This is a genomic window from Streptomyces sp. TLI_171, assembly GCF_003610255.1.
Taxonomy (GTDB): Bacteria; Actinomycetota; Actinomycetes; order Streptomycetales; family Streptomycetaceae; genus Kitasatospora.
Map to the genome: position 1 here is coordinate 2470572 of NZ_RAPS01000001.1, position 25802 is coordinate 2496373.

Annotated in this window: 28 protein-coding genes and 3 tRNA genes; 15 read left to right on the top strand and 16 right to left on the bottom strand. The window is 73.5% G+C overall.

What is annotated here, in order from left to right:
* Window positions 1-2 precede the first annotated feature (2 nt).
* Both BX266_RS11200 and BX266_RS11205 read right to left on the bottom strand, forming a co-directional pair.
* The gene (locus BX266_RS11200) at window positions 3-1016 is read right to left on the bottom strand and encodes an aldo/keto reductase (protein WP_099898979.1); all 1014 of its coding nucleotides are present in this window, start codon (window positions 1014-1016) and stop codon (window positions 3-5) included.
* Complete coding sequence (locus BX266_RS11205; protein WP_099898981.1) at window positions 1013-1513, bottom strand: MerR family transcriptional regulator; 501 nt, start codon at window positions 1511-1513, stop codon at window positions 1013-1015. Before BX266_RS11205 ends, BX266_RS11200 begins: the two co-directional genes overlap by 4 nt.
* Window positions 1514-1632: 119 nt before the next feature.
* Between BX266_RS11205 and BX266_RS11210 the strand changes: the two genes are divergently transcribed.
* Window positions 1633-2463 carry a serine hydrolase gene (locus BX266_RS11210; RefSeq protein ID WP_099898983.1) on the top strand — a complete coding sequence of 277 codons (831 nt, stop codon included), beginning with the start codon at window positions 1633-1635 and terminating at the stop codon, window positions 2461-2463.
* Between the two features lie 36 nt (window positions 2464-2499).
* On the opposite strand, the gene BX266_RS11215 is transcribed toward BX266_RS11210, so the two are convergent.
* The gene (locus BX266_RS11215) at window positions 2500-3324 is read right to left on the bottom strand and encodes a pirin family protein (RefSeq protein WP_259464653.1); all 825 of its coding nucleotides are present in this window, start codon (window positions 3322-3324) and stop codon (window positions 2500-2502) included.
* A gap of 247 nt (window positions 3325-3571) precedes the next feature.
* Here BX266_RS11215 and BX266_RS11220 point away from each other — a divergent pair, with 247 nt between their 5' ends.
* From BX266_RS11220 to fabF, 5 genes are all read left to right on the top strand, one after another.
* Window positions 3572-4768, top strand: a complete 1197-nt coding sequence (locus tag BX266_RS11220) for a CdaR family transcriptional regulator (RefSeq protein WP_099907699.1) — start codon at window positions 3572-3574, stop codon at window positions 4766-4768.
* Window positions 4769-4858: 90 nt separating this feature from the next.
* The gene (locus tag BX266_RS11225; protein ID WP_099898985.1) at window positions 4859-5797 is read left to right on the top strand and encodes an ACP S-malonyltransferase; all 939 of its coding nucleotides are present in this window, start codon (window positions 4859-4861) and stop codon (window positions 5795-5797) included.
* Window positions 5794-6822, top strand: a complete 1029-nt coding sequence (locus BX266_RS11230) for a beta-ketoacyl-ACP synthase III (protein ID WP_099898986.1) — start codon at window positions 5794-5796, stop codon at window positions 6820-6822. The genes BX266_RS11225 and BX266_RS11230 overlap by 4 nt, the downstream gene beginning before the upstream one ends.
* Window positions 6823-6907: 85 nt before the next feature.
* Window positions 6908-7150, top strand: a complete 243-nt coding sequence (locus tag BX266_RS11235) for an acyl carrier protein (RefSeq protein ID WP_014135627.1) — start codon at window positions 6908-6910, stop codon at window positions 7148-7150.
* 105 nt (window positions 7151-7255) lie between these two features.
* Complete coding sequence (gene fabF / locus BX266_RS11240; protein WP_099898988.1) at window positions 7256-8524, top strand: beta-ketoacyl-ACP synthase II; 1269 nt, start codon at window positions 7256-7258, stop codon at window positions 8522-8524.
* Between the two features lie 77 nt (window positions 8525-8601).
* On the opposite strand, the gene BX266_RS11245 is transcribed toward fabF, so the two are convergent.
* Entirely contained in the window at window positions 8602-9096 is a 495-nt protein-coding gene (locus BX266_RS11245) for a DUF3145 domain-containing protein (protein ID WP_099898990.1), read from the bottom strand.
* A gap of 276 nt (window positions 9097-9372) precedes the next feature.
* Window positions 9373-10404, bottom strand: a complete 1032-nt coding sequence (locus BX266_RS11250; RefSeq protein WP_099898991.1) for an NADP-dependent oxidoreductase — start codon at window positions 10402-10404, stop codon at window positions 9373-9375.
* 115 nt (window positions 10405-10519) lie between these two features.
* Between BX266_RS11250 and BX266_RS11255 the strand changes: the two genes are divergently transcribed.
* Together BX266_RS11255 and BX266_RS11260 are read left to right on the top strand one after the other, a co-directional pair.
* Window positions 10520-10966, top strand: a complete 447-nt coding sequence (locus tag BX266_RS11255; RefSeq protein WP_099898993.1) for a MarR family winged helix-turn-helix transcriptional regulator — start codon at window positions 10520-10522, stop codon at window positions 10964-10966.
* A 185-nt stretch (window positions 10967-11151) separates the two neighbouring features.
* Window positions 11152-12756: an LCP family protein gene (locus tag BX266_RS11260; RefSeq protein WP_180290452.1), complete on the top strand. Its 1605-nt coding sequence runs from the start codon at window positions 11152-11154 to the stop codon at window positions 12754-12756.
* A 45-nt stretch (window positions 12757-12801) separates the two neighbouring features.
* Here BX266_RS11260 and BX266_RS11265 read toward each other — a convergent pair whose 3' ends face one another.
* From BX266_RS11265 to BX266_RS11275, 6 genes are all read right to left on the bottom strand, one after another.
* Window positions 12802-13701, bottom strand: coding sequence for a 1-aminocyclopropane-1-carboxylate deaminase/D-cysteine desulfhydrase (locus BX266_RS11265; RefSeq protein WP_099898995.1), 900 nt, complete (start codon window positions 13699-13701; stop codon window positions 12802-12804).
* A gap of 124 nt (window positions 13702-13825) precedes the next feature.
* A complete protein-coding gene (locus BX266_RS11270; protein WP_099898997.1) occupies window positions 13826-14995 on the bottom strand; it encodes a hypothetical protein in 1170 nt (389 codons plus the stop codon).
* On the bottom strand, window positions 14992-15141 hold the full coding sequence (locus tag BX266_RS38505; protein WP_180290453.1) for a hypothetical protein: 150 nt from the start codon (window positions 15139-15141) through the stop codon (window positions 14992-14994). Before BX266_RS38505 ends, BX266_RS11270 begins: the two co-directional genes overlap by 4 nt.
* The gene (locus BX266_RS38510) at window positions 15138-15275 is read right to left on the bottom strand and encodes a hypothetical protein (RefSeq protein WP_180290454.1); all 138 of its coding nucleotides are present in this window, start codon (window positions 15273-15275) and stop codon (window positions 15138-15140) included. The genes BX266_RS38505 and BX266_RS38510 overlap by 4 nt, the downstream gene beginning before the upstream one ends.
* The gene (locus BX266_RS38515) at window positions 15272-15409 is read right to left on the bottom strand and encodes a hypothetical protein (protein ID WP_180290455.1); all 138 of its coding nucleotides are present in this window, start codon (window positions 15407-15409) and stop codon (window positions 15272-15274) included. Before BX266_RS38515 ends, BX266_RS38510 begins: the two co-directional genes overlap by 4 nt.
* On the bottom strand, window positions 15406-16035 hold the full coding sequence (locus BX266_RS11275; RefSeq protein WP_099898999.1) for an ankyrin repeat domain-containing protein: 630 nt from the start codon (window positions 16033-16035) through the stop codon (window positions 15406-15408). Before BX266_RS11275 ends, BX266_RS38515 begins: the two co-directional genes overlap by 4 nt.
* 188 nt (window positions 16036-16223) lie before the next feature.
* Here BX266_RS11275 and BX266_RS11280 point away from each other — a divergent pair, with 188 nt between their 5' ends.
* Both BX266_RS11280 and BX266_RS11285 read left to right on the top strand, forming a co-directional pair.
* On the top strand, window positions 16224-16634 hold the full coding sequence (locus tag BX266_RS11280) for a collagenase (RefSeq protein WP_099899001.1): 411 nt from the start codon (window positions 16224-16226) through the stop codon (window positions 16632-16634).
* The gene (locus tag BX266_RS11285) at window positions 16631-16849 is read left to right on the top strand and encodes a PPC domain-containing protein (RefSeq protein WP_099899002.1); all 219 of its coding nucleotides are present in this window, start codon (window positions 16631-16633) and stop codon (window positions 16847-16849) included. The genes BX266_RS11280 and BX266_RS11285 overlap by 4 nt, the downstream gene beginning before the upstream one ends.
* A gap of 215 nt (window positions 16850-17064) precedes the next feature.
* On the opposite strand, the gene BX266_RS11290 is transcribed toward BX266_RS11285, so the two are convergent.
* A tRNA-Ile gene (locus BX266_RS11290) sits at window positions 17065-17138 on the bottom strand.
* A 259-nt stretch (window positions 17139-17397) separates the two neighbouring features.
* On the opposite strand from BX266_RS11290, the gene BX266_RS39275 reads away from it, so the two are divergent.
* Window positions 17398-17610, top strand: coding sequence for a hypothetical protein (locus BX266_RS39275; RefSeq protein ID WP_099899004.1), 213 nt, complete (start codon window positions 17398-17400; stop codon window positions 17608-17610).
* 128 nt (window positions 17611-17738) lie between these two features.
* Window positions 17739-18518: a serine protease gene (locus tag BX266_RS11300; RefSeq protein WP_099899006.1), complete on the top strand. Its 780-nt coding sequence runs from the start codon at window positions 17739-17741 to the stop codon at window positions 18516-18518.
* Between the two features lie 113 nt (window positions 18519-18631).
* Here the strand turns inward: BX266_RS11300 and BX266_RS11305 are convergent.
* Together BX266_RS11305 and BX266_RS11310 are read right to left on the bottom strand one after the other, a co-directional pair.
* A tRNA-Asn gene (locus BX266_RS11305) sits at window positions 18632-18704 on the bottom strand.
* 5 nt (window positions 18705-18709) lie between these two features.
* Window positions 18710-18782: transfer RNA gene (locus BX266_RS11310), tRNA-Asn, on the bottom strand.
* 311 nt (window positions 18783-19093) lie between these two features.
* Here BX266_RS11310 and BX266_RS11315 point away from each other — a divergent pair.
* From BX266_RS11315 to BX266_RS11325, 3 genes are all read left to right on the top strand, one after another.
* Window positions 19094-19387: a hypothetical protein gene (locus BX266_RS11315; RefSeq protein ID WP_099899008.1), complete on the top strand. Its 294-nt coding sequence runs from the start codon at window positions 19094-19096 to the stop codon at window positions 19385-19387.
* A gap of 155 nt (window positions 19388-19542) precedes the next feature.
* The gene (locus BX266_RS11320) at window positions 19543-20979 is read left to right on the top strand and encodes an FGGY family carbohydrate kinase (RefSeq protein WP_099899010.1); all 1437 of its coding nucleotides are present in this window, start codon (window positions 19543-19545) and stop codon (window positions 20977-20979) included.
* A gap of 99 nt (window positions 20980-21078) precedes the next feature.
* Window positions 21079-22485: a glutamate decarboxylase gene (locus tag BX266_RS11325; protein ID WP_099899012.1), complete on the top strand. Its 1407-nt coding sequence runs from the start codon at window positions 21079-21081 to the stop codon at window positions 22483-22485.
* 25 nt (window positions 22486-22510) lie between these two features.
* On the opposite strand, the gene BX266_RS11330 is transcribed toward BX266_RS11325, so the two are convergent.
* The gene (locus BX266_RS11330) at window positions 22511-23698 is read right to left on the bottom strand and encodes an RNA polymerase sigma factor (protein ID WP_099899015.1); all 1188 of its coding nucleotides are present in this window, start codon (window positions 23696-23698) and stop codon (window positions 22511-22513) included.
* Window positions 23699-23853: 155 nt separating this feature from the next.
* On the bottom strand, window positions 23854-25764 hold the full coding sequence (gene dnaG, locus BX266_RS11335) for a DNA primase (RefSeq protein ID WP_099899017.1): 1911 nt from the start codon (window positions 25762-25764) through the stop codon (window positions 23854-23856).
* Window positions 25765-25802 lie beyond the last annotated feature (38 nt).

Here is a 25802-nt window from a genome sequence, read left to right on the forward strand (position 1 = left end):
CGTCAGACGTCCCGGGCGTCCGCCGTCGAGCTCATGTCGGCGTAGCGGTCGCCGGACACCCGGCCCGCGATCGGCTCCAGCTCCGCCAGCTCCTCCTTGCTCAGCCGCAGCCCGGTGGCCGCGACGTTCTCCGCCAGCCGGGTGCGCTTGCGGGTACCGGGGATCGGCACCACGGCCAGGCCGTGCACCTCGGCGCGCTGCTGCACCCAGGCCAGCGCGACCTGGGCGGCCGTCACCCCGCGCTCCGCGGCGATCTTCTTCACCGGGGCGATCAGCTCCGCGTTCCCGGCCGCGTTGGCGCCGGTGAACTGCGGCAGGTGCCGGCGGTAGTCGTCCGCGCCCAGCTGCCCGGCGTCGGCGAACGCCCCGGTCAGGAAGCCGCGGCCGAGCGGCGAGTACGGCACCAGCGCCACGCCCAGCTCCGCCGCCACCGGCACCGCGGTGCGCTCCACGTTCCGGGCGAACAGCGACCACTCCGACTGCAGCGCCGCGATCGGGTGCACCGCGTGCGCCTCCCGCAGCTCCGGCCCGGTCACCTCGGACAGGCCCAGGTGACGCACCTTGCCCGCCCGCACCAGCTCCGCCATCGCGCCGACCGACTCGGCCAGCGGCACCTGCGGGTCGCGGCGGTGCATGTAGTACACGTCGATCACGTCCACGCCGAGGCGGCCCAGCGAGGCGTCCACCGCCCGGCGGATGTACGCCGGGTCGTTGTTGATGCCCCGGTAGGAGGGGTCGTCGGCCCGCCGCTCGATGGCGAACTTGGTGGCCAGCACCACCCGGTCGCGGTGCGCCCGGACGAACGGGCCGATCAGCTCCTCGTTCGCACCCGAGCCGTAGATGTCGGCGGTGTCGAACAGCGTCACCCCGAGCTCCAGCGCCCGCTCCAGGGTGGCCAGCGCCTCCTCGGTGTCGGTCGGACCGTAGAACTCGCTCATCCCCATGCAACCCAGGCCCTGCACGCCCACGACCGGGCCGGCGGTGCCGAGCCGAGTGGTCTCCATGCTGCTGCTCATGCGCTCTTCCTGTCCTCTGCGTCGTTCAACAGTGCTTCCCGGTCCTGCTCGTCGCCGGGGACCGGCCCGGGCGGCGCGCCGTACAGATCGATCTTCTTGTCGATCACGGCGAGCGTGGCGTACAGGTCGGCGAGCCGCTGCCGCACCTCCTCCCGGTGCGCGACCAGCAGCTCCCGCCGCTCGGCCCGCGTCCCGTCCCCGGCCCGGACCAGCTCGATGTACCGCACCATGTCGGCCACCGGCATCCCCGTCAGCCGCAGCTTGGTCAGGAACGCCAGCCGGGCCAGGTCCGCGTCGCTGTACCGGCGCTGCCCCGCGGACGAGCGGTCCACCGGCTCCAGCAGCCCGATCCGCTCGTACCAGCGCAGCGTGTGCGCGGACAGCCCGCTGGTCGCGGACACCTCGCTGATCCCGTGACGCGGCGTCAGGTCGGGCACCGCGCCCGGCGCGCGGAACGCCTGCTCGCACTCCGTGACCTGCTGTGCGGACCCTGCCATCGGAACTGACCCCCGTCTCGGCGACAACGACGACGCTACTGAGTTAGAGCGCACTCCAAGCAAGCGTGGCACGCCCGACACCCGACCGGGCCGCCGCCGCCCTGGATAGAGTGCGACCCATGCAGAGCTTGCGGATGATCGAGGACTGGCCGGTACCCAACGCCGCGGCGGCGGTGGTGCGCGGGAGCGACGGCGCGCTGCTCGGCGCGCACGGACCGCAGGACCACCTGTTCCCGCTCGCGTCGGTGACCAAGCTGCTCAGCGCCTACGCCGCGCTGATCGCCGTCGAGGAGGGCGTCTTCGAACTCGACGACCCGGCCGGCCCGGACGGCTCCACCGTCCGCCACCTGCTCGCCCACACCTCCGGCCTGGCCTTCGACGAGCACCGCGTGATGGCCGAGCCCGGCAACCGCCGCCTCTACTCCAACGCCGGTTTCGACGTCCTCGCCGCCACCCTGGAACACGCCTCCGGCATCCCGTTCGCCCAGTACGCCGCGGAAGCCGTCTTCCAGCCCCTCGGGATGCACGCCACCCTCGTCAACACCGCCCACCGCGCACCCGCCGGCGCCGGCGGCCTCTCCACCGCCGCCGACCTCGCCCGCTTCGCCGCCGAGCTGCAGTCCCCCAAGCTGCTCGACCCGGCCACCCTGCGCACCGCCACCCGCGAGGTCGCCTTCCCCGGCACCAGCGGCGTCCTCCCCGGCTTCGGCCACCGCCGCCCCAACGACTGGGGCCTCGGCTTCGAGATCCGCGACCACAAGACCCCGCACTGGACCGGCGCCGCCAACTCCCCGGCCACCTACGGCCACTTCGGCCAGTCCGGCACCTTCCTCTGGGTCGACCCCGCCGCCGACCTCGCCTGCCTCGCCCTCACCGATCGCGACTTCGGCCCGTGGGCCGCCGAGGCCTGGCCCCGGCTCAGCGACGCGGTCCTCGCCGAGCTCGGCTAGCGAACCGCCCGGTCGGGGTCGCCGCTCCGCTCGCGATCACCCGTACTGCACGGGTGTGTGCATCTCCCAGAGCAGGAGTTCGACGCCCGTGTCGCCCGCCGTCGGGTCCGCGAACGCGTCGCCCGTGATGCGGACGGAGTCCCCGGCGGCGGCCGAGCGGCCGCCGCCCTGAGGACCGGGGACGGTGCGGTAGCCGAGGGAGCCCGAGACGACGTGCACGTAGCGAAACGGCGCCGCCGGCAGGACCGGCAGCGCCGCCCATGCGGGGGCGCGGACCAGCCAGAGCGCTGCGTCCGATCGCCGCAGCCGCAGCGCGTCGTCGCCGGCCCGCCCGGAGGCGAGCAGCGTCAGCCCGTCGCCCTCCGGGACCGACCGCAGGCCGACCGTGGGGGGCGCGCCGAACTCGTCCGGCTGGAGCCACATCTGAAGGAACGTCACCGGGGCCGCCGCACCGCCGAGGTTGCGTTCGGTGTGGGTGACGCCGGTGCCGGTGGACTGCACCTGGACCATGCCCGGGCGGACCACACCGGCATGGCCCGCGTCGTCGCGGTGGGCGAGCGCGCCGGACACCACCCAGGTGACGATCTCGGTCTCGCTGTGCCGGTGCGCGTCGTAGCCGGCGCCGGGGGCGAGGGTCTCCTCGTTGCAGGCCAGCAGCGCGCCGAAGGAGGTGTTCTTCGGGTCGTAGTGGCCGGCGAAGGAGAAGGCGTGCCGGGTGGTGATGCCTTCGGCGGGTTCCGACAGGTGGCGTTCGGCGGTGCGCCGCAGGTCCGCGCGCCCGCGCTCCTTCCGGGCGGGGGCGGACACCGGGTCGGCGGTCTCGAATGCGCGCCCGTCCTGGGCCGAAGAATCCACGCTCACGGGCTCCACGGTAGCCGGTGTGACGGGGGCCACCGAACGACATCGGGCCGGGTGTGCACGAGCACCCGTCCGCGTGAGGCAGGCTAGTGCCGTGCCATCCGCTTCAGCGAAACCCGACAAAGCATCCGACCGGACGTCCGGCGAGCGCTCCTCCCCGGACCCGTCCGCCGACACGGGCCAGGAGAAGAAGTCCGCCAAGCGCCCGGCCTCGGCCGCGCGCGGCTCCGGCGTGCCGGGGCGGGGCCGGATGACGGCCGAGGAGCGCAGACTGGCGTCGGAGCGCGCGGAGTTGCGGGCGGCGACGCTGAAGCGGCTGGAGAAGTCCGCGGGCAAGCTGGCGTCGGCGGCCATCGCCCGGATGGACGACCAACTGGCGTGGTACCGGCGGATGCCGCCGGAGCACCGGTCGTGGATCGGCCTGGTCGCGCAGGCGGGCATCGCGGCGTTCACCGAGTGGTACCGGCACCCGGAGGCGCCGCAGGCGATCTCCACGGACGTGTTCGGCACCGCGCCGCGGGAGTTGACCCGGGCGATCACGCTGCGGCAGACCGTGGAGCTGATCCGCACCACCATCGAGGTGATGGAGGAGGCCATCGAGGAGGTGGCCGCCCCCGGCGACGAGGCGGGGATGCGCGAGTCGGTGCTGGTCTACGCCCGGGAGATCGCCTTCGCCACCGCGCAGGTGTACGCGCAGGCCGCGGAGGCGCGCGGCGCGTGGGACGCCCGGCTGGAGGCGCTGGTGGTGAACTCGCTGCTGTCCGGCGACGCCGACGAGGGCGTGCTGTCGCGGGCGGCGGCGCTCGGCTGGGGCCAGCCCAGTCAGGTGCGGGTGGTGATGGGCAGCGCCCCGGACGGCGACAGCGAACTGGTGGTCGAGGCGATCCGACGGGCCGCCCGGTACGCCAAACTGCACGTGCTGACCGGCGTGTTGGGCCGCCGCCTGGTGGTGGTGGTCGGCGGCGACAAGGAGCCGGTGCACGCGGCCCGGGCGCTGATCGGCCAGTTCGCCCCCGGCCCGGTGGTGGTCGGCCCGACGGTCGGCGACCTGCTCTCCGCGACCCGCTCCGCGCACGCCGCCGCCCAGGGCCTGAAGGCGTGCGCGGCCTGGCCGGACGCCCCGCGCCCGGTGCTCGCCGACGACCTGCTGCCGGAACGGGCACTGGCGGGCGACGAGGTGGCGCGCCGTCAGTTGGTGGAGGAGATCTACACACCTCTGGAAGAAGCCGGATCGGCACTCCTGGAGACGCTGAGTGTCTATCTGGAACAGGCGTCCTCCCTGGAGGGCGCCGCACGGATGCTCTTCGTTCACCCGAACACCGTGCGCTACCGGCTGCGTCGTGTGACTGATGTCACCGGCTATGCTCCGTCAGACGTACGTTCGGCGTTCACCCTGCGCATCGCCCTTGCTCTGGGGCGACTTGGTTCCGGGCCTGATCAGGGCTGAACGAACTGTAGGGAGTCCACAAGCCGACGTGCTTTTCTTCGTCATCGTCGCCTACCCGCCCCCGGGCGTCCGGCGAGAGAGGGTTGAACCGTGCTCGTTATCGTCGCCCCTGGACAGGGTGCTCAGACTCCCGGCTTCCTCAACCCCTGGCTCGAACTGGACGGCGTCGCCGACCGGCTGCGCCAGTGGTCGGCCGTGGCCGGCCTCGACCTGGTGCACGCCGGGACCGAGGCGTCCGAGGAGGAGATCAAGGACACCGCCGTCGCGCAGCCGCTGCTGGTGGCGGCCGGCCTGGTGACCGCGGGGGCGCTGCTCCCGCAGGGCGTCGCCGGCACCGTCGGCGCGGTGGCCGGCCACAGCGTCGGCGAGATCACCGCCGCGGCGCTGGCCGGGGTGCTGTCCGAGCAGGACGCGCTGGCCTTCGTGCGCGAGCGCAGCCTCGGCATGGCCGAGGCCGCGGCCGCCACCGCGACCGGCATGACCGCGGTGCTCGGCGGCGACCCGGAGGAGGTCGCGGCGAAGCTCGCCGAGCACGGCGTGACTCCGGCGAACAACAACGGCGGCGGCCAGATCGTCGCGGCCGGCACGCTGGAGCAGCTGGCGGCGCTGAAGGCGGACCCGCCGGCCGGCGCGCGGCTGATCCCGCTGAAGGTCGCGGGCGCGTTCCACACCGCGCACATGGCCCCCGGCCAGGTCCGGCTGGAGAAGCTGGCGCCGACCCTGACGGCCGCGAACCCGACCGTCGACTACCTGTCGAACAAGGACGGCGAGGTGGTCGGTGACGGCGCCGAGGTGCTGGCCCGCCTGGTCTCGCAGGTGTCCAACCCGGTCCGCTGGGACCTGTGCATGGAGACCTTGCAGCAGCTGGGCGCCACCGCCGTGATCGAGCTGTCCCCCGCCGGAACCCTCACCAACCTGGTCAAGCGCAACGTCAAGGGTGTCGCCACGCTGGCCCTGAAGACCCCTGCCGATCTCGACAAGGCCCGCGAACTCGTGGCCGAGCACGGCAACCAGGAGAAGACCGCATGAGCGCAACCATCAAGCCGGCCACCGGCGCCCAGTTCTCCCGCATCCTCGGCGTGGGCGGCTACCGCCCCTCCCGGGTGATCCCCAACTCCGAGGTCCTGAACTGGATCGACTCCTCGGACGAGTGGATCCGGACCCGTTCCGGCATCGCCGAGCGCCGCTGGGCGGGCCCGGAGGAGACCGTCGCCGAGATGTCGGTGCAGGCTGCCGGCAAGGCCGTCGCGATGGCCGGGATCTCCCCGGAGCAGATCGGCGGCGTCATCGTGGCGACCGTCTCGCACCTGAAGCAGACCCCGGCGATCGCCACCGAGATCGCCCAGCGGCTCGGCTGCGGCACCGCCCCGTCCTTCGACATCTCCGCCGCCTGCGCGGGCTTCGGCTACGGCCTGAGCCTGGCCGACGGCATGGTGCGCGGCGGCAGCGCCGAGTACGTGCTGGTGATCGGCGTGGAGCGGCTCTCCGACCTGACCGACGTGACCGACCGCTCGACGGCTTTCATCTTCGGCGACGGCGCGGGCGCCGCGATCGTCGGCCCCTCGGACACCCCCGGCATCGGCAAGGTGATCTGGGGTTCCGACGGCTCGCAGGCCGACGTGATCTCGCAGACCCAGGCCTGGGACACCGCGTTCGCCAAGCCCGACGCCGTCAACGGCGCCGGCGAGGAGACCAAGTGGCCGGCCCTGCGGATGGAGGGCCAGACGGTCTTCCGCTGGGCGGTGTACGACATGGCGAAGGTCGCCGAGCAGGCCCTGGAGGCCGCCGGGATCACCGCCGACCAGCTCGGCGCGTTCATCCCGCACCAGGCGAACATGCGCATCATCGACGCCATGGTCAAGAAGCTGGACCTGCCCCCGAACGTCCCGGTCGCCCGCGACATCGCGGAGACCGGCAACACCTCCGCCGCCTCCATTCCGCTCGCCATGGAGCGGATGCTGGAGCGCGGCGAGGCGAAGAGCGGCGACCTGGCCCTGATCATCGGCTTCGGGGCCGGTCTGGTCTACGCCGCCGCAGTCGTTACTCTCCCCTAGGCGTTCTTTCTCCGCCCCACCCCCTGGAAAACCCGCGGCGGTCCGCCGGACCGCTCGCCGTCAACACCGAAGAGGAGCAGCCGATATGGCTACCCGCGAAGAGGTTCTCGAAGGTCTCGCCGAGATCGTGAACGAGATCGCCGGCATTCCGACCGAGGACGTCGCGCTCGACAAGTCCTTCACCGACGACCTGGACGTCGACTCGCTGTCCATGGTCGAGGTCGTCGTCGCCGCCGAGGAGCGCTTCGGCGCGAAGATCCCGGACGACGAGGTCAAGAACCTGAAGACCGTCGGCGACGCGGTGGACTTCATCGTCGCCAACGTCTGACCTGGCGTCAGGCTCCCGGTCGGGGCGCGCCCGCCGCGCCCCGACCGGCCCCCCTCCCTCCGGTCCCCCGGTCCTCCCCCTCAGATGTGAGAGAAGAAGAAACCAGTGACTGCTGAAAACCGCACCGTGGTCGTCACGGGTATCGGCGCCTTCACGCCGCTGGGCGGCGACGCCGCCACTTTCTGGGAGGGCCTGCTGGCCGGCAAGTCCGGAGTGCGCGCCCTCACCGAGGACTGGGCGGCCGAGCTGCCCGTCCGGATCGCCGCCCGCGTCGCGGTCGAGCCCGGCGAGATCCTGCCCCGCCCGCTGGCCCGCAAGCTGGACCGCTCGGCCCAGTTCGCGCTGATCGCCGCCCGCGAGGCCTGGAAGGACGCGGGCTTCGAGGCGCCGGCCACCGACGACTCCAACGAGCTCGCCCCCGAGCGCCTGGGCGCGGTCATCGCCTCCGGCATCGGCGGCGTCACCACCCTGCTCGACCAGTACGACGTGCTCAAGGAGCAGGGCGTCCGCAAGGTCTCCCCGCACACCGTCCCGATGCTGATGCCCAACTCCCCGGCCGCCAACGTCGGCCTGGAGGTCGGCGCCCGGGCCGGCGTGCACACCCCCGTCTCCGCCTGCGCCTCCGGCGCCGAGGCGATCGGCTACGCGATCGAGATGATCCGCACCGGCCGCGCCGACGTGGTCGTGGCCGGCGGCACCGAGGCGGCCGTCCACCCGCTGCCGATCGTCGCCTTCTCCAACATGATGGCGATGTCCAAGAACAACGAGGACCCGGAGCACGCCTCCCGCCCGTACGACAAGGGCCGGGACGGCTTCGTCCTCGGCGAGGGCGCCGGCGTGATCGTCCTGGAGTCCGCCGAGCACGCGGCCGCCCGCGGCGCCCGGGTCTACTGCGAGGCCGTCGGCCAGGGCCTGTCCTCGGACGCCCATCACATCGCGCAGCCCGAGCCGACCGGCGCCGGCGTGGCCCGCGCCATCGACGACCTGTTCGCCCGCAACGACCTCGACCGGTCCGAGGTGGTGCACGTCAACGCGCACGCCACCTCGACCCCGCAGGGCGACACCGCCGAGATCAAGGCGCTGCGCCGCACCCTCGGCGAGCACCTCGACCACGTGGCGATCTCCGCCACCAAGTCGATGACCGGCCACCTGCTGGGCGGCGCCGGCGGCATCGAGACCGTCGCCACCGTGCTGGCCCTCTACAACCGGATGGCCCCGCCGACCGTCAACGTGGTCGACCTGGACGACGACATCGACGCGGACATCGTCCGCGACGAGGCCCGCAAGCTGCCGGTCGAGGGCCGCATCGCCGCCCTGAACAACTCGTTCGGCTTCGGCGGCCACAACGTGGTGCTGGCCTTCCGCACCGTCTGACGCCGTACCCGAAGGGGGGCGCGGGGTTTCCCCCGCGCCCCCCTTCGGCACACCCGCCCGCTCCCGCCGACGTGCCGTCAGACCACCTGGTGCAGCCACCTGACGGGCGCGCCCTCGCCCGCGTACCGGAACGGCTCCAACTCGTCGTCCCAGGGCTTCCCGAGCAGGCGGGCGATGTCGGTCTCCAGGTCGGTGCCCTCGCTGCGGGCGCGCAGCAGCACCGCCCGGAGCCGGTCCTCGGGGATCAGGATGTCGCCGTGGATGCCCGTCACGGCGTGGAAGATGCCGAGGGTGGGCGTCGAGGAGTACCGCTCGCCCTCCGCCGTGGCGCAGGGCTCGCTGGTCACCTCGTACCGCATCAACTGCCAGCCGCGCAGCGCGGAGGCGAGCCTGGAGGCGGTGCCGGGCTCGCCCTGCCAGGAGAGTTCGGACCTCCAGTGGCCGGGCGCGGCGGGCTGCCGGATCCAGTCGAGGTTGACCCGCACGCCGAGTACGCCCGCGACCGCCCACTCGACGTGCGGGCACAGTGCGCGGGGCGCGGAGTGGATGTAGAGCACACCACGTGTCGTCACCGGGACCTCCTGGCTGTGGACGAGGGTCGCCTTCCCCAGCTGCCTCGCGCCGTCGCCGGTAGGTACTGAATCAGTGGCTACCCCGTGAAGCTCAACTTATTCGACATTAGGTCATCAAATCGAGCAAAACGGACAAGCTTTCACCCCATGCTAGTCGGTTCCCCCGGGAGGTCTACCCCCGCAGCGCCCACCTCCCCCGAACGGACCTAAGCACGCGCCCCCGCCGGATCGCGCGTCCGGCGGGGGCGTGCTGACGGCCCGTGAGCCGACGCACCGTCAGAGCTTTACGACCATCTTCCCGGTGTTCGCGCCGCGCAGCATGCCGAGGAAGGCGTCCGCGGTGTTCTCCACGCCCTCGACCACGGTCTCGTCGGAGCGCAGCGAGCCGTCCCGCAGCCAGCCGCCGACCTCGGTGAAGAACTGGCCGCGCAGCGCGGCGTGGTCGCCGACGATCATGCCCTGCAGGCGCAGCCGCTTGCCGATGGCGAGGGCGAGGTTGCGCGGCCCGGTGGGCGCGCCGGTGTCGTTGTACTGGGCGATCGCGCCGCACAGGGTGACCCGGCCGTGCACGGTGAGCGCGCCGATCGCGGCCTCCAGGTGCTCGCCGCCGACGTTGTCGAAGTAGACGTCGATGCCGTCGGGCGCGGCCTGGGCGAGCTGCTCGGCGACCGGGCCGTCCTTGTAGTTGAAGGCGGCGTCGAAGCCGAGGCCGTCGACCAGGGTGGCGACCTTCTCGGCGGAGCCGGCCGAGCCGATGACCCGCTTCGCGCCCTTGAGCCGGGCGATCTGGCCCACCAGCGAGCCGACCGCGCCGGCCGCGCCGGAGACGAACACGGTGTCGCCCTCCTTGAACGAGGCGACCTCCAGCAGCCCGGCGTACGCGGTGAGGCCGGGCATGCCGAGGACGCCCAGGTAGGCGGAGAGCGGGGCGAGTTCGGGGTCGACCTTGACGGCGTGCGCGGCGTCCAGGGTGGCGTACTCGCGCCAGCCGAGCCCGTGCAGCACCGCGTCGCCGACCTGGAGGCCCTCGGCCTGCGAGGCGACCACGTAGCCGACCGCGCCGCCGTCCATCGGCGCCCCGAGCGCGTACGGCGGGACGTAGGACTTCACGTCGTTCATCCGCCCGCGCATGTAAGGGTCGACGGACAGGTAGGCGTTGCGGACCACGATCTCGCCGGGGCCGGGCTGCCGGACCGGGGCCTCCACCAGTGCGAAGTCCTCGGGCACCGGCCAGCCCTGCGGGCGGGCCACCAGGTGCCATTCGCGACCGGTGGCCGGGAGGTTCTGCTCTGCCGTCACGTCTGCCATCATTTGCTCCTCAACCTGAAACGTTTAGCTACTCAAGTAATCCTGCGGATGAAAGGTTCATGTTGTCAAATGTTCAGGTAGACTCGACCGTACCGAGCCGGAGGAGGAGCAGGTCATGACGGAGGCGCAGGCAGCACCCGCCGACCCGATCACGCTGGAGGTCGTCGACCTGATGGCGCGCCTGGTCGGGCTGTTCCACCGCGAGTACGAGGAGGCCGCCGCCGCCCGCTCGCTGACCGGCGCCCAGGCCAAGGTGCTGGCGCTGCTGCGGCGCGGGCCGATGCCGATGCGGCACATCGCCCAGACCCTCTCCTGCGAGCCGTCCAACATCACCGGCATCGTCGACCGGCTGGAGGGCCGCGGCTTCGTGACCCGCGAGTCCGACCCGCAGGACCGCCGGGTCAAGCTGGTGGTGGCCACCGACGCCGGGGTGTCCGCCTCGGCCGAGCTGCGCGAGTCGCTGAACTTCGCCCGCGAGCCGCTGGCGGCGCTCGACGACCGGGAGCGCGCCCAACTGCGCGACCTGCTGCGGCGGATGCTCGACTCCACCGCGAACGACTGACCCACCGGCAGCGCCGGCGGCGCGGCCCGAAAAATCTCTCGAAACCGATGGTTCGCGTGTAACCATTCCGGCCGCCGAACCGTCCAAGTAGTGACGAGCGCCCCGACCGCAGTGCGGCGGACGGGGCCGGCCGTGCCTGCCCTCGGGCACCAGTTCCCGCTGCGCGCAGAGAGATCGCCGACCACATGACCGACGCCAATCAGAGCCCCGCCGCGGCCCACTCCCGCGGCCGACGAATAGCCCGGGGCCTCGGAGCTGCCGCCGCCGCGCTGGTCGTCGCCGCCGGCGGACTCGGTGCCTGGTACTACCAGCGGCTCGACCACAACATCACGACCTTCGCCGCCGAGGGCATCGCCTCCAGCCGGCCCCCGGCCGGGCCGACCGCCACCACCGGCGGACGGCCCGTCAACGTCCTGCTGCTCGGATCGGACACCCGCGAGGACGGGAACAGCGCACTGGGCGGCGGGGACGAGGGCGTCGGGCACTCCGACACCGCGATCCTGCTCCACGTGTACGCCGACCACAAGCACGCCGTCGGCGTGTCGATCCCCCGCGACACCCTGGTCACCGTCCCGCCGTGCCGGCTCCAGGACGGGCGCTGGACCACCACCAAGACCAACCAGATGTTCAACTCGGCCTTCACCGTCGGCCAGTTCGCGGCCGGCAACCCGGCCTGCACGCAGAACACCGTGGAGACCCTGACCGGCCTGCGGGTCGACCACACCCTGGTGGTCGACTTCAAGGGCTTCGCGGCCATCACCAGCGCCGTCGGCGGCGTGGACGTGTGCGTGCCCAACGACGTCGACTCGTACGGCATCCACCTCACCAAGGGCCGGCAGACCGTCTCCGGGCAGCAGGCCGTCGACTACGTCCGCGCCCGGCACGGCATCGGCGACAGCTCCGACATCGGCCGGATGCTCCGCCAGCAGGCCTTCATGTCCTCGCTGATCAAGAAGGTGCAGGGCCAGGGCTTCGACCTGACCACGCTGCTGCCGCTGGCCGACGCCGCCACCAAGTCGCTCACCGTCGACCCCGAGCTCGGCTCCCCCTACAAGCTCGTCGAGTTCGCCCAGTCCTTGCAGGACATCAAGCTCGCCGACATCCAGTTCGTCACCCTCCCCTGGCGGTTCCAGGGCGAGCGCGTCGCCGTGGTCGAACCCGACGCGAGCATCCTGTGGAACCTGCTGCGCCAGGACCGCACCCTCGACGGCCGCCTCACCGGCGGCAGCACCGCCACCGCGGGCAGTGCCGCCACCGCAACGCCGTCCGCCACGCCGCCCGCCGGCGCCGTGCCCTCGCCGACCACCAGCCCCTCGGCCGGCAGCCCGGCAACCGGCAACCCTTCGGCCGGGAACCCTTCGGCCGGCAGCAGCCCGGACGCCGCGGCCTTCGAGGTGCCGATCGTCGTCCACAACGCGGCCAGGACCGCCGGTCTGGCCGGCCGTACCGCGCTCGCGCTGCGCGGCAGCGGCTACGAGGACATCACCATCGGCGTCAACACGCCCGCCCAGCCGACCACGGTGATCGAGTACCCGCCCGCGCTGCGCTCCGCCGCCGAACGCCTCGCCCAGCTCTACCCCGGCGCCGAACTCCGCCCCGTCACCGGCGCCGAGGGGCTCACCCTGACCCTCGGCCAGGATCGGGCCGCCGACGCCTCCGGCTCGGGGGCCGGAACCGGAGTCGGCGCCGGTGCCTCGCCGAGCGCGCTGCCGTCCACCATCCCGGACGGCATCACCGGCAACACCCGCCCCGCCGACACCGACCTCTGCTCCGACCTCAGCTTCGGCTGACCGACCCCGGGCCGTCGGGGGCGCGGGTGGCGGACGGGGCCGGGCTCAGCCCTGCGGGTCCGGGACCCCCGTCACCACCACCGTCACCCGACGGCCCGTCAGCTCGCCCGCCTGGGCCAGGCCGTACACCGCCCACAGCGCCTTGGCCACGTACCGCCGCTCCACCGGCACCCCGTGGGCGGACTCGAACCGTGCGGCGAATCGTTCCAGCACGGCCGGCACCCGGCCGTAGCCGCCGCCGTGCCAGCCGTGCACCACCCGCCAGTTGTCGAACTCCCGTCCGTACGCGGCCTGGTGGAGGGCCGTCACCTCACGCTCCAGGTAGCCCTCGCCGCCGCGCAGCACGGCCACCCCGAGCGCCTGTACCCCCGCGGGCAGGCCAGCGGCGATCCCGGCCAGCGTGCCGCCGGTGCCGACCGGGCAGCACACCACGTCCTGCCCGTCCGGCCCGCCCGGGAGCTGGCCCGCGAGCTCCGCGCCGACGACCGCCGCCCCGTGCACGGCGAGCGCGTTCGACCCGCCCTCCGGCAGGACGAGGTACCCCTCCCGCGCCTCCCGCCGGCCGTCCGCCACCTCCCGGTAGCGGGAGCGCTCGACGAACTCCAGCACCATCCCGTCCCGTTCGGCCCGGGCCAGCGACCAGTTCCGCGGCGCCTCCGCCAGCTCCGCGCCGCGGATCACCCCGACGCTGGCCAGCCCGAGCGCCTTCGCCGCGGCCGCCACCGCCCGGACGTGCGTCGAGTACGCCCCGCCGTAGGTGAGCAGGCCCCGGCGCCCCTGCGCCAGGGCCTGCTCCAGGTTCGGCGCGAGCTTGCGCCACTTGTTGCCGGGCACCGCCGGGTGCGCCAGGTCGTCACGCTTCAGCCGCAGCTCCACGCCCGCCGCGGCGAGCTCCGGGTCGTCGACGGTCACCAACGGCGTGGGCAGGGCGGCGGGCACGAGCATCCGCCCACCCTAGGGCCTCGCCCGCCGAGGCCCTCCTGCCCTCCCTCCCGCCCTCCCGCACGCCGGCCCGCAGGCCGCCGCCCGCCGCCCGCCGCCCGCCGCCCGCCGCCCGACCGACGGTCCGTCAGAGCACGGCCACCCCCAGCGGTCGGTGGCCGGCCTCCAGGCGGTGGGTGGCGCCGGTGTCGAGGTCGACCAGGGTGATCCCGTCCCAGTAGCCGTCCCTGGTGAAGCCGCCGGTGACGTACGCCGTCCGCCCGTCGGCCGAGATCGCCACGTTCTCGTGCGGGATGCCGAGCGGGTAGACCCGTTCGCTGCCGTCGGGGTTGCGGACCGTCAGGCTCGGCCCCCGGTCGTCCCCGGTGATCGGGCCGGAGCCGACCACCAGCAGCCGGCCGTCGGGGGCGAGGGCGGTGCCGTGCTGGTGGGTGTCGGCCGTCATCGGCTCCACCGCCACCTGCCCGGTGCGCGGATCGACCACGGCCAGCCGCTCGCCCTCGAACGGCAGCAGCAGCTTGCCGTCACCCGGCCGGACCGCCGCGTAGTGCGGCTTGAGCCAGGAACCCAGCCCGCCCTCGGTGCCGTACGGCGCGACCTCGATCCGGCGGGTGGCCAGGCTGTCCGCGGCCACCACCGTCACGTCGAAGGAGTCGTGGCCGGTCGCGTAGACCTCCCGGCCGTCCGGCGAGACGTCGACGTCGAACGGCCGCCGCCCGACCGGGGCAACCCCGGTGACCTGCCCCGCGGCGGTGTCGACGACCTCCACCACCCCGTTCTTCCCCGGTATGTTGACGCCGACGTACAGCCGGCTGCCGTCCGGCGACAGGGCCAGACCCAGGCCGCCGCCCCGGTACTCGCCCGTCCCGGCCGGTCCGGACGCGGTGCGGTAGGGGATCAGCCGGTTCAGCGTGCGCGCCCGGGTGTCGATCTCGGCGACGCCCTCCGCCGTGCTCGCCCAGGCCCTGCCGTCGGCCCCGACCACCACCGCGTACGGCGCCGTGCCGACCCGCACCGAGCCGGTCGCACCGTGCTGCGGGTCGACGAAGGTGACGGTGTCCGCCCCGAAGTCGGCGACCAGCAGCGTCCCCCGAGCGGGCGGCGTGGCCGGCGACGTGCCAGGGGGCGGTGACGGCGCCTCGCCGGTCGGTGCCGTGCCCGACCGGGCGGAGGAGCCGACGGTGCCCCGGCCGGGTTCGGCCCCGCTGCCCGGGTCCGCGCAGGCGGTCAGCAGGACGGCGAGCGCCGCCACGACCGCCGACAACAGCGGCGCGATGCGCCGGTAACGGATCGTCATGCGGTGCCTCCGTTCTCTGGGTCGGACACGGGACCGAGCGTGCTGGTGTCGGCCGGAAGCAGGTCGGCGAGGGCATCGCAATCGCGCTGCGCGTCCGCTCCGGCCGGGAGCAGCAGCGGCGCGGTGTATCGGTCGCGGGTCGTCATGCGGCACCCCCGTTCTCGGGATCCAGTGAGGTGGTGGCGCCCCGGAGCAGGTCGGCCAGGGTGTCGAGATCGCGCTGCGCGTCCGCTCCGGCCGGGAGCAGCAGCGGCGCGGTGTATCGGTCGCGGGTCGTCATGCGGCACCCCCGTTCTCGGGATCCAGTGAGGTGGTGGCGCCCCGGAGCAGGTCGGCCAGGGTGTCGAGATCGCGCTGCGCGTCCGCTCCGGGTGGGAGCAGCAGCGGTGCGGTGTCTCGGTGGCGGGTCGTCATGCGGCACCCCCGTTCTCGGGATCCAGTGAGGTGGTGGCGCCCCGGAGCAGGTCGGCGAGGGTGTCGAAGCCGCGCCGCTCGGCGTGCTGGAGGGCCGTCATGCCGTCCGCGTCGGGGAGCTGCGCGTCCGCTCCGGCGGCCAGCAGCAGGCGGACCACCTCGGTGTGGGCGCGGCCGCCGTCACCGAGGATCACGGCCTCCAGCAGGGCCGTCCAGCCCAGGCGGTTGACGTGGTCGACGTCGATGTCCGTCTCGTCCAACACGGCGCGCACGTAGGCGACATGGCCGCGCTCGGCCGCGGGTATCAGGCTCACTCCGCCGAACCGGTTGGTCAGTCCGAAGTCCGGCCCGGCGGCCAGCAGGGCGCGCATCATCGCGACGCTGCCGGTGACGCCGGTGACCAGCCAGGGACTGTCCTCCCGCTCGTCCTGTGCGTCCGGGTCGGCGCCGGCCTTGACGAGGAGTTCGGCGACCGGCACGTGGTCGGCGAGGGCCGCGATCAGCAGTGGCGTCCGCCCGTGCGGATCGCGCGCTTCCACGTTGGCACCGTCCGCCAAAGCGGCCTCGGCGGCGGCGAGGTCGCCGGCCTGTGCGGCCACGAGCAGGCGCTGGTCGATCGCAGTCATCACGGTCCTCCTCCGGAGGGACGGCAGGTGCAGCACGGAATTGCCTCGAATTGATGCGGGGGCCGGTCGGTCGGCGGCTCGGGCAGTGTCCCCGCTCCATATTTGCCCCGTCCACGGCATCGATTCGTCGTCGAACCGGCCAGACCCCGCGAGCATTCCGGTGGATACCGGCATCATTCGATCGGTGGATGCGGAAGGAGCAGCGCGGACGGGCCCGGATCACCTTCCGATCTCGGGTCTTCCCTCAGGTCACCTACGACAACAGCGGCTCCACCCGGGTCTACAACTGGGGCTACCTGGCCGTGCGTTACCTGCTCCGGTCGCACCCGCAGGACGTCGCCGCCTACCTGGCGAAGACCCGCACCGGCGACTTCACCGGCGCCCGCGCCCTCCTCACCGGCATCGGCACCTCCTGCGACGCCGACTTCGCCGGCTACCTGGCCGCCTGCGGCGCGGGCGACTGCGGAACCCTGGCGCCCGCCGCCCCGCTCTGCACCCACCAGGACACCCGGTGGTTCGAGCAGGACTCCCGCCGCGACGACACCGCGGCCGCCACCGGCAACTACAGCTACGCCTTCCTGAACCCCCGGCCGGCGTGAAGCAGGTGACCATCACCACCGCCGGCGGCACCGGCAACGCCGACCTCTACTGGAACCCGACCGGCTGGGCGACCACCGGCTCGTACACCGCGCGGTCCACCGGCAGCGGCAACGGCGAGACGCTGACCGTCACCGATCCGCCCGCGGGCTGGGTGTACTTCAGCCTCTACGCGGAGCAGGGCTTCTCCGGAGTCACCGTCACCACCCAGTACTGATCGCCCCCGTCACGGGCAGAGGCCCGCGGATCCCCGATCCGCGGGCCTCGATGCCGTGCAATGTCCACTCGGAGCCCGTCGGAGCTCCACTGGCGGGTGAATCTCGGCGCAGAAAGCGGCCAGCCCGCGGGCCGGTGCTCTACAGTTGCGTGGCGAGCCCGGCGTTTCGCCTGGTCAGGGGGCCCCATCGGCTGACGGGCGGTCAGCGGCCGAGGTAGGGCGGGTGGGACTCGAACCCACGACCAAGGGATTATGAGTCCCCTGCTCTAACCGGCTGAGCTACCGCCCCCCGACTCGACCCACCGGCGCCGACGAGCGGCCCCGGCAGCAGCAGACGGCCCCTCAGGGCCGCCCCCGGCAGCATAGCCGGTCGATCACCCGTGGTGCGCGCCGGGGGCGCATCCGGGTACGCACGGCCCCGCCCCCGTCCGCGTCCTGGCGACGCCCCGTTGCGGGGCCGCCATCCGCCCATCGGGGACGCGTCGGTGGCGGGTCGTCACCTGCCGGGTGACGCTGGATCGTCGGGTCGGCGCGAGCGGGAGGCCGGGATGAAACGGTCGGCGGGTGCGGCAGCGGCGGTGCTCCCGGAGACGGCAGACCGTGCCGTCTCCGGGTCGTGCGGCCCGGCCTCGTTCACCGCCCCGGATCAGGACCTGGCCTTCGCGCCCGTGCAGCCGCGGGGCGGTGCCGCCGAGACCCGGCGCAGCGGGTACGCCGGCAAGCGGCAGGCGCTCCACCGGCAGGCTGCGGGCCGCGCGTGAGTCCGCCCCGGCCGCATCCCGAGGCCCGTTTCGCAGAGCCGGTTGCCCGCCCGGTGCGGGCCCTGGTAGATCTTGCTCCGACCATCGCCCGGCACCCGGGCGGGCAGATCCGGCGGAAGCGAGCGACGGTGCCCCGCACCTCCCCCCGGGCCGGACGCGGCCCGGTCGCCGCGGCCGGTGCGCTGACCCTCCTGCTGGCCGCCGCCGCAGGCTGCGACTCGGCCGCCCGGCCCGCCGGCCCGGCGCCCGCGACGCCGCCGCCCACCGCCCGGCCCGCCCCCGCGGACCGGGCCGGCGACCGGGTGGGCCCGCTGTTCCTCGACGGCCTGGACGGCGACCGGTACTGCACCGCCTCCGTGGTGCACAGCCGCGACCGCGACCTGCTGATCACCGCCGCCCACTGCGCGGCCCCCTCCGGTCGGCCCGTGGAAGGCCTGGTGTTCGCCCCTGGATATCGCAACCAGCAGGCTCCGTACGGAAGTTGGCCGATCAGTGCGGTGACGGTCGACCCCCGCTGGGGAACCGGGGAGGACGACGAGCAGTACGACGTCGCCTTCCTCACCGTTGAGGAGGTCGACGGACGGCGGATCGAGGACGTGGTGGGCGCCGAGCAGTTCGGCAGCGGCCCCGGCTCAGGTCTGGAGGTCACCGTCACCGGCTACCCCAACGCCGACGACTTCCCGATCACCTGCCGGACCCGCGCCACCTCCGACCGAGCCGACCGGCAGCGCTTCGACTGCGCCGGGTTCGCCGACGGCACCAGCGGCAGCCCCTGGGTGACCGACGAGGGCCGGGTGGTCGGAGTGATAGGGGGCTACCAGCAGGGTGGCGACTCCCCCGACATCTCCTACAGCGTGGTCTTCGGCGACCCGATCGCCGACCTCTACCGGCAGGCCGACGGCGACTGAGCCGAACCGAAAGGCCTCGCCGGGAGGCAGCCGATCAGCCGGGGAAACACGAGGGCCCCTCGGCATCGCCGAAGGGCCCTCGCTCTGTACTGTCACCGAGACTTCCGGTGAAGCTCCCCCAATTGGACTCGAACCAATAACCTGCCGATTAACAGTCGGCTGCTCTGCCAATTGAGCTATGGGGGACCGCGCTCCTCCAATTGGACTCGAACCAATAACCTGCCGATTAACAGTCGGCTGCTCTGCCAATTGAGCTATGGAGGATCGTGCTTCCGCCTCGCCCACCCCGGTCTCCGGATCGCTCCGGGGCCCACGGTGCTCGCTGCGGGACATACATTAGCGCACTCAGGGGGGTGTTCCGCCAATCGCTTTCGCCGCCGGGCTCCCCCAGCTCGGGCCCGCCGCGCCCCGCCCCGGACCGGCGCGCCCCGCGCGCGTCCTGCGGTGCGGGCGAGGATGCTGGTGCACGGTGGCTCCGGCTGGCCCGGACCCGCCACCGGAAGGGCGGTTCACGGCCCGGCCGGACGGGTAGACGCGGCACACAATCGCGCGGCAACGAAGGGTGGAACCTGGGCATGTGGAAGGTGTCGTTGATCGTGGGCCTCGGGATCGGGTACGTCCTCGGTACCCGGGCCGGACGCGAACGCTACGAGCAGCTGGCGGGCGCCGCCCGGCAGCTGCGGGACAACCCGCGGGTGCAGGATGCGGCGGGCAAGGCCAAACACCAGGCGGGCGCGGTGGCCGGCAAGGCCGCCGGGGCGGTGGCCGACAAGGTCGGCGAGAAGCTGCCGAACTCGCTGACCGAGCGCGTCCCGTACTTCGCCAAGCACCACGGGGAGGACGACGGCTGGGGCACCGTCCGACCCTGATCCCCCGAACGCCCCCGGACCGCAATCCGCCGCCGAGCCCCGACACCCGCCCGACCTGTGGCGGAGGGGCGGCGGCCGGTTGGTTCCGGTACCGACTGGGCAACACTTGCCGCAGTCGGCCCCGCCCCGGCCGCCGACTGCGGCATGATCTCGGCATGGCCATCGTCGCGGGCATCGACAGTTCCACCACTCGCACCCGGATCGTCGCGTGCGACGCCGACACCGGCGCCGTGCTCAGGCAGGGCCGGGCCCCGCATCCGCTGCCGGAGGGCGAGGACGCCAGAACCACCGAGGTGGACCCGCAGAGCTGGCTGCACTCGCTCGGCGACGCTGCCGCGGGGGGCCTGCTGGAGGGCGTCCGGGCGATCGGCGTGTCCGCGCAGCAGCACGGCCTGATCGGTCTGGACGCCGGCGGCGTGCTGGTGCGGCCCGCGATGCTGTGGAACGACCCCCGCTCGGCGGGTTCGGCGGCCGCGCTGCTGGACGCGCTGGGCGGGGTGCAGCCCTGGGTCGAGGCGATCGGCGCCGTTCCGGGGCCGACGTACACCATCGCCAAGCTGCGCTGGCTGGCCGAGTTCGAGCCGGTGTCGGCGCAGCGGATCGCCGAGGTGCTGCTGCCGCACGACTGGCTGGTCTCGCAGCTGCTGGGCGGCCCGAAGCGCCCCACCACCGACCGGGGCGACGCCTCCGGCACCGGCTACTGGTCGCCGGTCACCGGCGAGTACCGGCAGGACCTGATCAAGCTGGCGCTGGGCCACGAGCTGAAGGTGCCGCACGTGCTCGGCCCGGCCGATCCCGCCGGCCACACCCCGGAGGGGCTGCTGATCTCGGCCGGCACCGGCGAGAACATGGCGGCCTCGCTGGGCCTCGGGCTGGGGCTGGGCGACGCGGTGGTGTCGCTCGGCGGCAACGGCACGATCTTCGCGGTGCACGACCGGGCGGTGGTCGACCCGTCCGGGCTGGTCTCCTCGTTCGCGGACGCCACCGGCCGGCACCTGCCGATGGTGGCCACGCTGAACGCCGCGCAGGTGCTGCGCTCCACCGCGGCGATGCTCGGCACCGACGTGGAGGGCCTCTCCGAGCTGGCGCTGCAGTCCTCGCCCGGCTCGTACGGGATGGTCTTCCTGCCGTACCTGGACGGCGAGCGCACCCCGAAGCTGCCGCAGGCCGCCGGGACCCTGGCCGGCCTGCGGGCCGAGTCGATGGGGCCGCACCACGTGGCGCGGGCCGCCGTCGAGGGCATGCTGTGCAACCTGGCGGAGGCGCTCGACGTGCTGCGCGGGCACGGGGTGGCGGTGCACCGGGTGTTCCTGCTGGGGACGGCCGGGCGGCTGCCGGCCGTGCAGCAGATCGCGCCGCAGGTGTTCGGGCTGCCCGTGGTGGTGCCGCCGCCGGGCGACCACGCGGCCCGCGGTGCGGCCCGGCAGGCGGCCTGGGCGCTCGCCGGGACGGCCGAGCCGCCGCACTGGGAGCTGCCGGACCTCACCGTGCTGGCCCCCGAGCAGGAGCACGACCTGGCGGTCGGGAGCGCGGTGCGCCAGCAGTACGCGGCCATGCGCGAGCAGCACCACCCCGAGACCGCCGGGTCCTGACGGACCGTCGGCGGGCGCCCGGGCGGCCGCCGCCGCGAATGCGGCGGCGGCGGGCCGGTGGCAACGTGGGAGCCTCCACGAGTGGAGGGACAGTTCGCCATGGCGTTGCACAAAGGTGAGGGACACGAAGACCGTCGGCTGCCGTTCAGCCCGCTGCACGTGCTGACCGACCCGCTGGGCGCGATGCAGTTGGCGCCGCCGCTGCACCAGCTGCCCCGGGTGCCGATCCCGTCCTCCGTCGCGTACCAGCTGATCCACGACGAGTTGATGCTGGACGGCAACGCCAAGCTGAACCTGGCCACCTTCGTCACCACCCAGATGGACGAGTACGCGGACCGGCTGATGGCCGAGTGCCGCGACAAGAACATGATCGACAAGGACGAGTACCCGCAGACCGCCGAGTTGGAGCGGCGGTGCGTGGCCATCCTCGCCGACCTGTGGCACGCACCCGACCCCGCCGCCGCCGTGGGCTGTTCGACCACCGGCTCCAGCGAGGCCTGCATGCTCGCCGGCATGGCGCTGAAGCGGCGCTGGATGGCGCGCAACGCCGACCGGTACGCGGCCGGGGCCCGGCCGAACCTGGTGATGGGCGTCAACGTGCAGGTCTGCTGGGAGAAGTTCTGCAACTTCTGGGAGGTCGAGGCGCGGCTGGTGCCGATGGAGGGCGAGCGCTACCACCTGACCGCCGACGAGGCGGTGGCGCACTGCGACGAGAACACCATCGGGGTGGTCGGCATCCTCGGCTCCACCTTCGACGGCTCGTACGAGCCGATCGCGGAGATCTGCGCGGCGCTCGACGCCCACCAGGAGCGCACCGGCCTGGACATTCCCGTGCACGTGGACGGGGCGTCCGGCGGCATGGTCGCGCCGTTCCTCGACCCGGACCTGGTGTGGGACTTCCGGCTGCCCCGGGTGGCGTCGATCAACACCTCCGGCCACAAGTACGGCCTGGTGTACCCGGGCGTCGGCTGGGCGCTGTGGCGGGACACCGAGTCGCTGCCGGAGGAGCTGGTGTTCCGGGTCAACTACCTGGGCGGCGAGATGCCGACCTTCGCGCTGAACTTCTCCCGTCCGGGCGCGGAGGTGGTCGCCCAGTACTACGCGTTCCTGCGGCTCGGGTTCGCCGGGTACCACGCGGTCCAGCAGGCCTGCCGGGACGTCGCGGAGTACCTGGCGACCGAGTTCGAGAAGCTCGGGCAGTTCCGGCTGATCACCCGTGGCAACGAGCTGCCGGTGTTCGCGGTCACCACGGCGGACGGCTGCCCGTTCGACGTGTTCGACGTGTCGCGCCGGCTGCGCGAACGCGGCTGGCAGGTGCCCGCCTACACCTTCCCGGAGGGACGCACCGACCTGGCCGTGCTGCGGGTGGTGTGCCGCAACGGGTTCACCCGCGACCTGGCCGAGCTGCTGCTGGCCGACCTGCAGCGGCTGCTGCCCGAGCTGGAGCGCCAGCCCGCGCCGCTCAGCGAGCTGGGGATGCCGCAGCGCAGCGGGTTCCACCACTGACGGCCGCCCGGCCGCCCGCCGCCGGTCAGTCCAGGTAGCCGCGGAGCTGTTCCGCGAAGGCGTGGTCGCGGAGCTTGCCCAGCGTCTTCCCCTCGATCTGGCGGATCCGCTCCCGGGTGACGCCGAACAGGTGGCCGATCTCCTCCAGGGTGCGGGGGCGGCCGTCGTCGAGGCCGTAGCGGAGCTGGACCACCTGACGCTCGCGTTCGCCGAGGGTGGCCAGCACGGCGTCCAGGTGCTCGCGCAGCAGCAGGAACGCCGCGCTCTCCGGCGGGGAGGCGGCGTCGGCGTCCTCGATCAGGTCGCCGAGCGCGACGTCGTCCTCCTCGCCGACCGGGGTGTGCAGCGAGACCGGCTCCTGGGCGAGCTTGAGGACCTCCCGGACCCGCTCCGGGGTCAGTTGCAGCGCCTCGCCGACCTCGGCGGCGGTCGGCTCCACGCCGCGCTCCTGCAGCAGGCCGCGCTGCACCCGGAGCACCCGGTTGATCAGCTCGACCACGTGCACCGGCACCCGGATGGTGCGGGCCTGGTCGGCCAGGGCGCGGCTCATCGCCTGGCGTATCCACCAGGTGGCGTAGGTGGAGAACTTGTAGCCGCGCGCGTAGTCGAACTTCTCCACCGCGCGGATCAGGCCCAGATTGCCCTCCTGGACCAGGTCGAGCAGGGTCAGGCCGCGCCCGACGTAGCGCTTGGCGACCGAGACCACCAGCCGCAGGTTGGCCTCGATCAGGCGGCGCTTGGCGATCCGGCCGAGGACCACCAGGCGGTCCAGGTCGTCGGTGAGGCGCTCGTCGCGGCCCGGGGTGCGGTCCAGCGCCTCCTCGGCGAACAGGCCGGCCTCGATGGCGCGGGCCAGCTCCACCTCCTCGACGGCGGTCAGCAGGCGGATCCGGCCGATCTCGCGCAGGTACTGGCGCAGCAGGTCGGCGGCCGGGCCGGTGCCCTCGTCCAGGGCGGGTTCCGGGATCTCGTCGATCAGGTCCTCGGGCGTGGGCTCGGCCTCCGCCCGGGACTCCGCCGGGGAGCCGGCTGCCGCTTCGGCTTCGGTGGTCGTGGCGGCCGAGGCGTCCGCGAGGTGGGTCGCGCCCGTGTCGGCGGGCCGCTCCGCGGGGGTGAGCAGGTCGGATCCGGGCGGGCCGGGCTGGGGCGGAATCGCGGCGTCCCGGACGGGGGCGGTCTGGGGCGGGCGGGCAACGGATAGCTCCACGGGCATCCCTCCGAGGGCCGCGCGCGGCCTGGGGGTGCCGCGCCACACGGGAGGGGATACCCAGCCCGGCGGGCCCGGGCACCTGTGAGCGGCCGCGAGGTGGACGGGCGGCACCCGCCGGACGAACAAGTGCCAGCGGACGCCCGGCGGCTGACGCGCGGTCAGAGCGCGGCGACGCCCCGGGAACGCAGCTGCTGGCCGTACTGCTGCAGGGCCCACAGCTCGCTCTGCACCGGGTGCGACTCCTCCGCGGTGGCGCGGTCGCCGAGCCGGCGCAGGTGGGCGCGGACCTCGTCGACCCGGCGGTCCACGGCCTGCAGGCGCAGCTTGACCAGGAACTCCCCCGCGTACACCTCGTCGGCCTTGCGGCGGGAGCGGATCGGCTCCACGGTCAGTTCGGTGACCAGGCCGCGCACCTGGTCGTCCGGGCTGGCCTCGCGGACGGTGGCGGTGAAGTCGGGCAGGCTCGCGCCGTACGCGGTGCCGCCGGCCTGGCCGATGGCGCGGCGGACCGCCCGGTACGGCGGGGTGGGGAACTCGTCCTCGCCGTACTGGTCGAAGGCCGGGCTGACCAGGTCCGGGTGCTGCAGGGCGAGTTTGAGCAGCTCGCGTTCGACGAACTGGGCCGGGTCGCGCGGGTTGAGGCGGAAGGTCGGGCGCTCCGGGCGGGCGGGCTGCTGGGCGGCGGCGTCCTGGCGGCGCAGCGGCTGGCGCTGGCCGTTCTGCTGGTTCTCGCGCTGCCAGCGGGCCAGCTGGGAGATCCGGCGGACCACGAACTGCTCGTCCAGGATGCCGACCATGCCGGCCAGCTGGACGGCGTACTCGTGCTGGATCGACCGGTCCTTGATCTTCACGATGATCCCGGCCGCCTCCTCGAGCGCGGCCGCGCGGCCCTCGGCGGTGTCCACCCGGTGCCGGGCGACCGCGGAGCGGAGCGCGAACTCGAACAGCGGGACGGGGTTCTCGACCAGGGTGCGGACCGCGTCGTCGCCCTGGGCCAGGCGCAGTTCGCACGGGTCCATGCCGCCCGGGGTGATGGCGATGGAGGTGCGGGCGGCGAACTTCTGGTCGTCCTCGAAGGCGCGCAGGGCGGCCTTCTGGCCGGCGGCGTCGCCGTCGAAGGTGAAGACCGTCTCACCGCGGTAGGTGGAGGTGTCCATCAGCAGCCGGCGAATGATCTTGATGTGGTCCTCGCCGAAGGCGGTGCCGCAGGTGGCCACCGCCGTGGTGACGCCCGCCAGGTGACAGGCCATCACGTCGGTGTAGCCCTCGACCACCACCGCCCGGCCGGACTTGGCGATCTCCTTGCGGGCCAGGTCGATGCCGTACAGGACGTTGGACTTCTTGTAGATCGGCGTCTCGGGGGTGTTCAGGTACTTCGGGCCGTTGTCGTCCTCGCGCAGCCGGCGGGCGCCGAAGCCCACCACGTCGCCCGCGCTGTCCCGGATCGGCCAGACCAGGCGGCCCCGGAACCGGTCGATCAGGCCGCCGCGCTGGCCCTGCGAGGCCAGGCCGCCGACCGAGATCTCCTTGTCGGTGAAGCCGCGCCCGCGCAGGTAGCGCACCAGGTGCTCCCAGCCGACCGGGGCGTAGCCCACCCCGAAGTGCTTGGCGGCGGCCTCGTCGAAGCCCCGCTCGGCCAGGAAACGGCGGCCGATCTCCGCCTCCGGCGTGGCCAGTTGCTCCTGGAACCAGGCGGCGGCGACCTTGTGCGCCTCGACCAGCCTGGTCCGCTCGCCCTGCTGGTGGCGCGGGCTGTAGCCGCCCTCCTCGTAGCGCAGCGTGATGTTCGCCTGGGCGGCCATCCGCTCGACCGCCTCCGCGAACGAGCAGTGCTCGATCTTCATCAGGAAGGTGATCGTGTCGCCCGACTCGCCGCAGCCGAAGCAGTGGAAGACGCCCTTGCCCGGGTGCACGTAGAAGGACGCGGACTTCTCGTCGTGGAACGGGCAGACGCCCTTCAGCTGCGCGCCGCCGCCGTTCGCCAGCTGCACGTAGTCGCCGACCACGGCATCGATCGGCAGGGCGGCACGCACCGCCTGCACATCCTCGTCCCTGATCCGACCGGCCACCGGGAAAGTCTACGGGAGCGCAGGTGGTACGAGCCCGG

Coding starts and splice junctions, on each gene's coding strand:
- BX266_RS11200 (WP_099898979.1), bottom strand. CDS start 1,016: ATGAGCAGCAGCATGGAGACCACTCGGCTCGGCACCGCCGGCCCGGTC.
- BX266_RS11205 (WP_099898981.1), bottom strand. CDS start 1,513: ATGGCAGGGTCCGCACAGCAGGTCACGGAGTGCGAGCAGGCGTTCCGC.
- BX266_RS11210 (WP_099898983.1), top strand. CDS start 1,633: ATGCAGAGCTTGCGGATGATCGAGGACTGGCCGGTACCCAACGCCGCG.
- BX266_RS11220 (WP_099907699.1), top strand. CDS start 3,572: ATGACGGCCGAGGAGCGCAGACTGGCGTCGGAGCGCGCGGAGTTGCGG.
- BX266_RS11230 (WP_099898986.1), top strand. CDS start 5,794: ATGAGCGCAACCATCAAGCCGGCCACCGGCGCCCAGTTCTCCCGCATC.
- BX266_RS11235 (WP_014135627.1), top strand. CDS start 6,908: ATGGCTACCCGCGAAGAGGTTCTCGAAGGTCTCGCCGAGATCGTGAAC.
- BX266_RS11250 (WP_099898991.1), bottom strand. CDS start 10,404: ATGGCAGACGTGACGGCAGAGCAGAACCTCCCGGCCACCGGTCGCGAA.
- BX266_RS11255 (WP_099898993.1), top strand. CDS start 10,520: ATGACGGAGGCGCAGGCAGCACCCGCCGACCCGATCACGCTGGAGGTC.
- BX266_RS11260 (WP_180290452.1), top strand. CDS start 11,152: ATGACCGACGCCAATCAGAGCCCCGCCGCGGCCCACTCCCGCGGCCGA.
- BX266_RS11265 (WP_099898995.1), bottom strand. CDS start 13,701: ATGCTCGTGCCCGCCGCCCTGCCCACGCCGTTGGTGACCGTCGACGAC.
- BX266_RS11270 (WP_099898997.1), bottom strand. CDS start 14,995: ATGACGATCCGTTACCGGCGCATCGCGCCGCTGTTGTCGGCGGTCGTG.
- BX266_RS38505 (WP_180290453.1), bottom strand. CDS start 15,141: ATGACGACCCGCGACCGATACACCGCGCCGCTGCTGCTCCCGGCCGGA.
- BX266_RS38510 (WP_180290454.1), bottom strand. CDS start 15,275: ATGACGACCCGCGACCGATACACCGCGCCGCTGCTGCTCCCGGCCGGA.
- BX266_RS38515 (WP_180290455.1), bottom strand. CDS start 15,409: ATGACGACCCGCCACCGAGACACCGCACCGCTGCTGCTCCCACCCGGA.
- BX266_RS11275 (WP_099898999.1), bottom strand. CDS start 16,035: ATGACTGCGATCGACCAGCGCCTGCTCGTGGCCGCACAGGCCGGCGAC.
- BX266_RS11280 (WP_099899001.1), top strand. CDS start 16,224: ATGCGGAAGGAGCAGCGCGGACGGGCCCGGATCACCTTCCGATCTCGG.
- BX266_RS39275 (WP_099899004.1), top strand. CDS start 17,398: ATGAAACGGTCGGCGGGTGCGGCAGCGGCGGTGCTCCCGGAGACGGCA.
- BX266_RS11315 (WP_099899008.1), top strand. CDS start 19,094: ATGTGGAAGGTGTCGTTGATCGTGGGCCTCGGGATCGGGTACGTCCTC.
- BX266_RS11320 (WP_099899010.1), top strand. CDS start 19,543: ATGGCCATCGTCGCGGGCATCGACAGTTCCACCACTCGCACCCGGATC.
- BX266_RS11325 (WP_099899012.1), top strand. CDS start 21,079: ATGGCGTTGCACAAAGGTGAGGGACACGAAGACCGTCGGCTGCCGTTC.
- BX266_RS11330 (WP_099899015.1), bottom strand. CDS start 23,698: ATGCCCGTGGAGCTATCCGTTGCCCGCCCGCCCCAGACCGCCCCCGTC.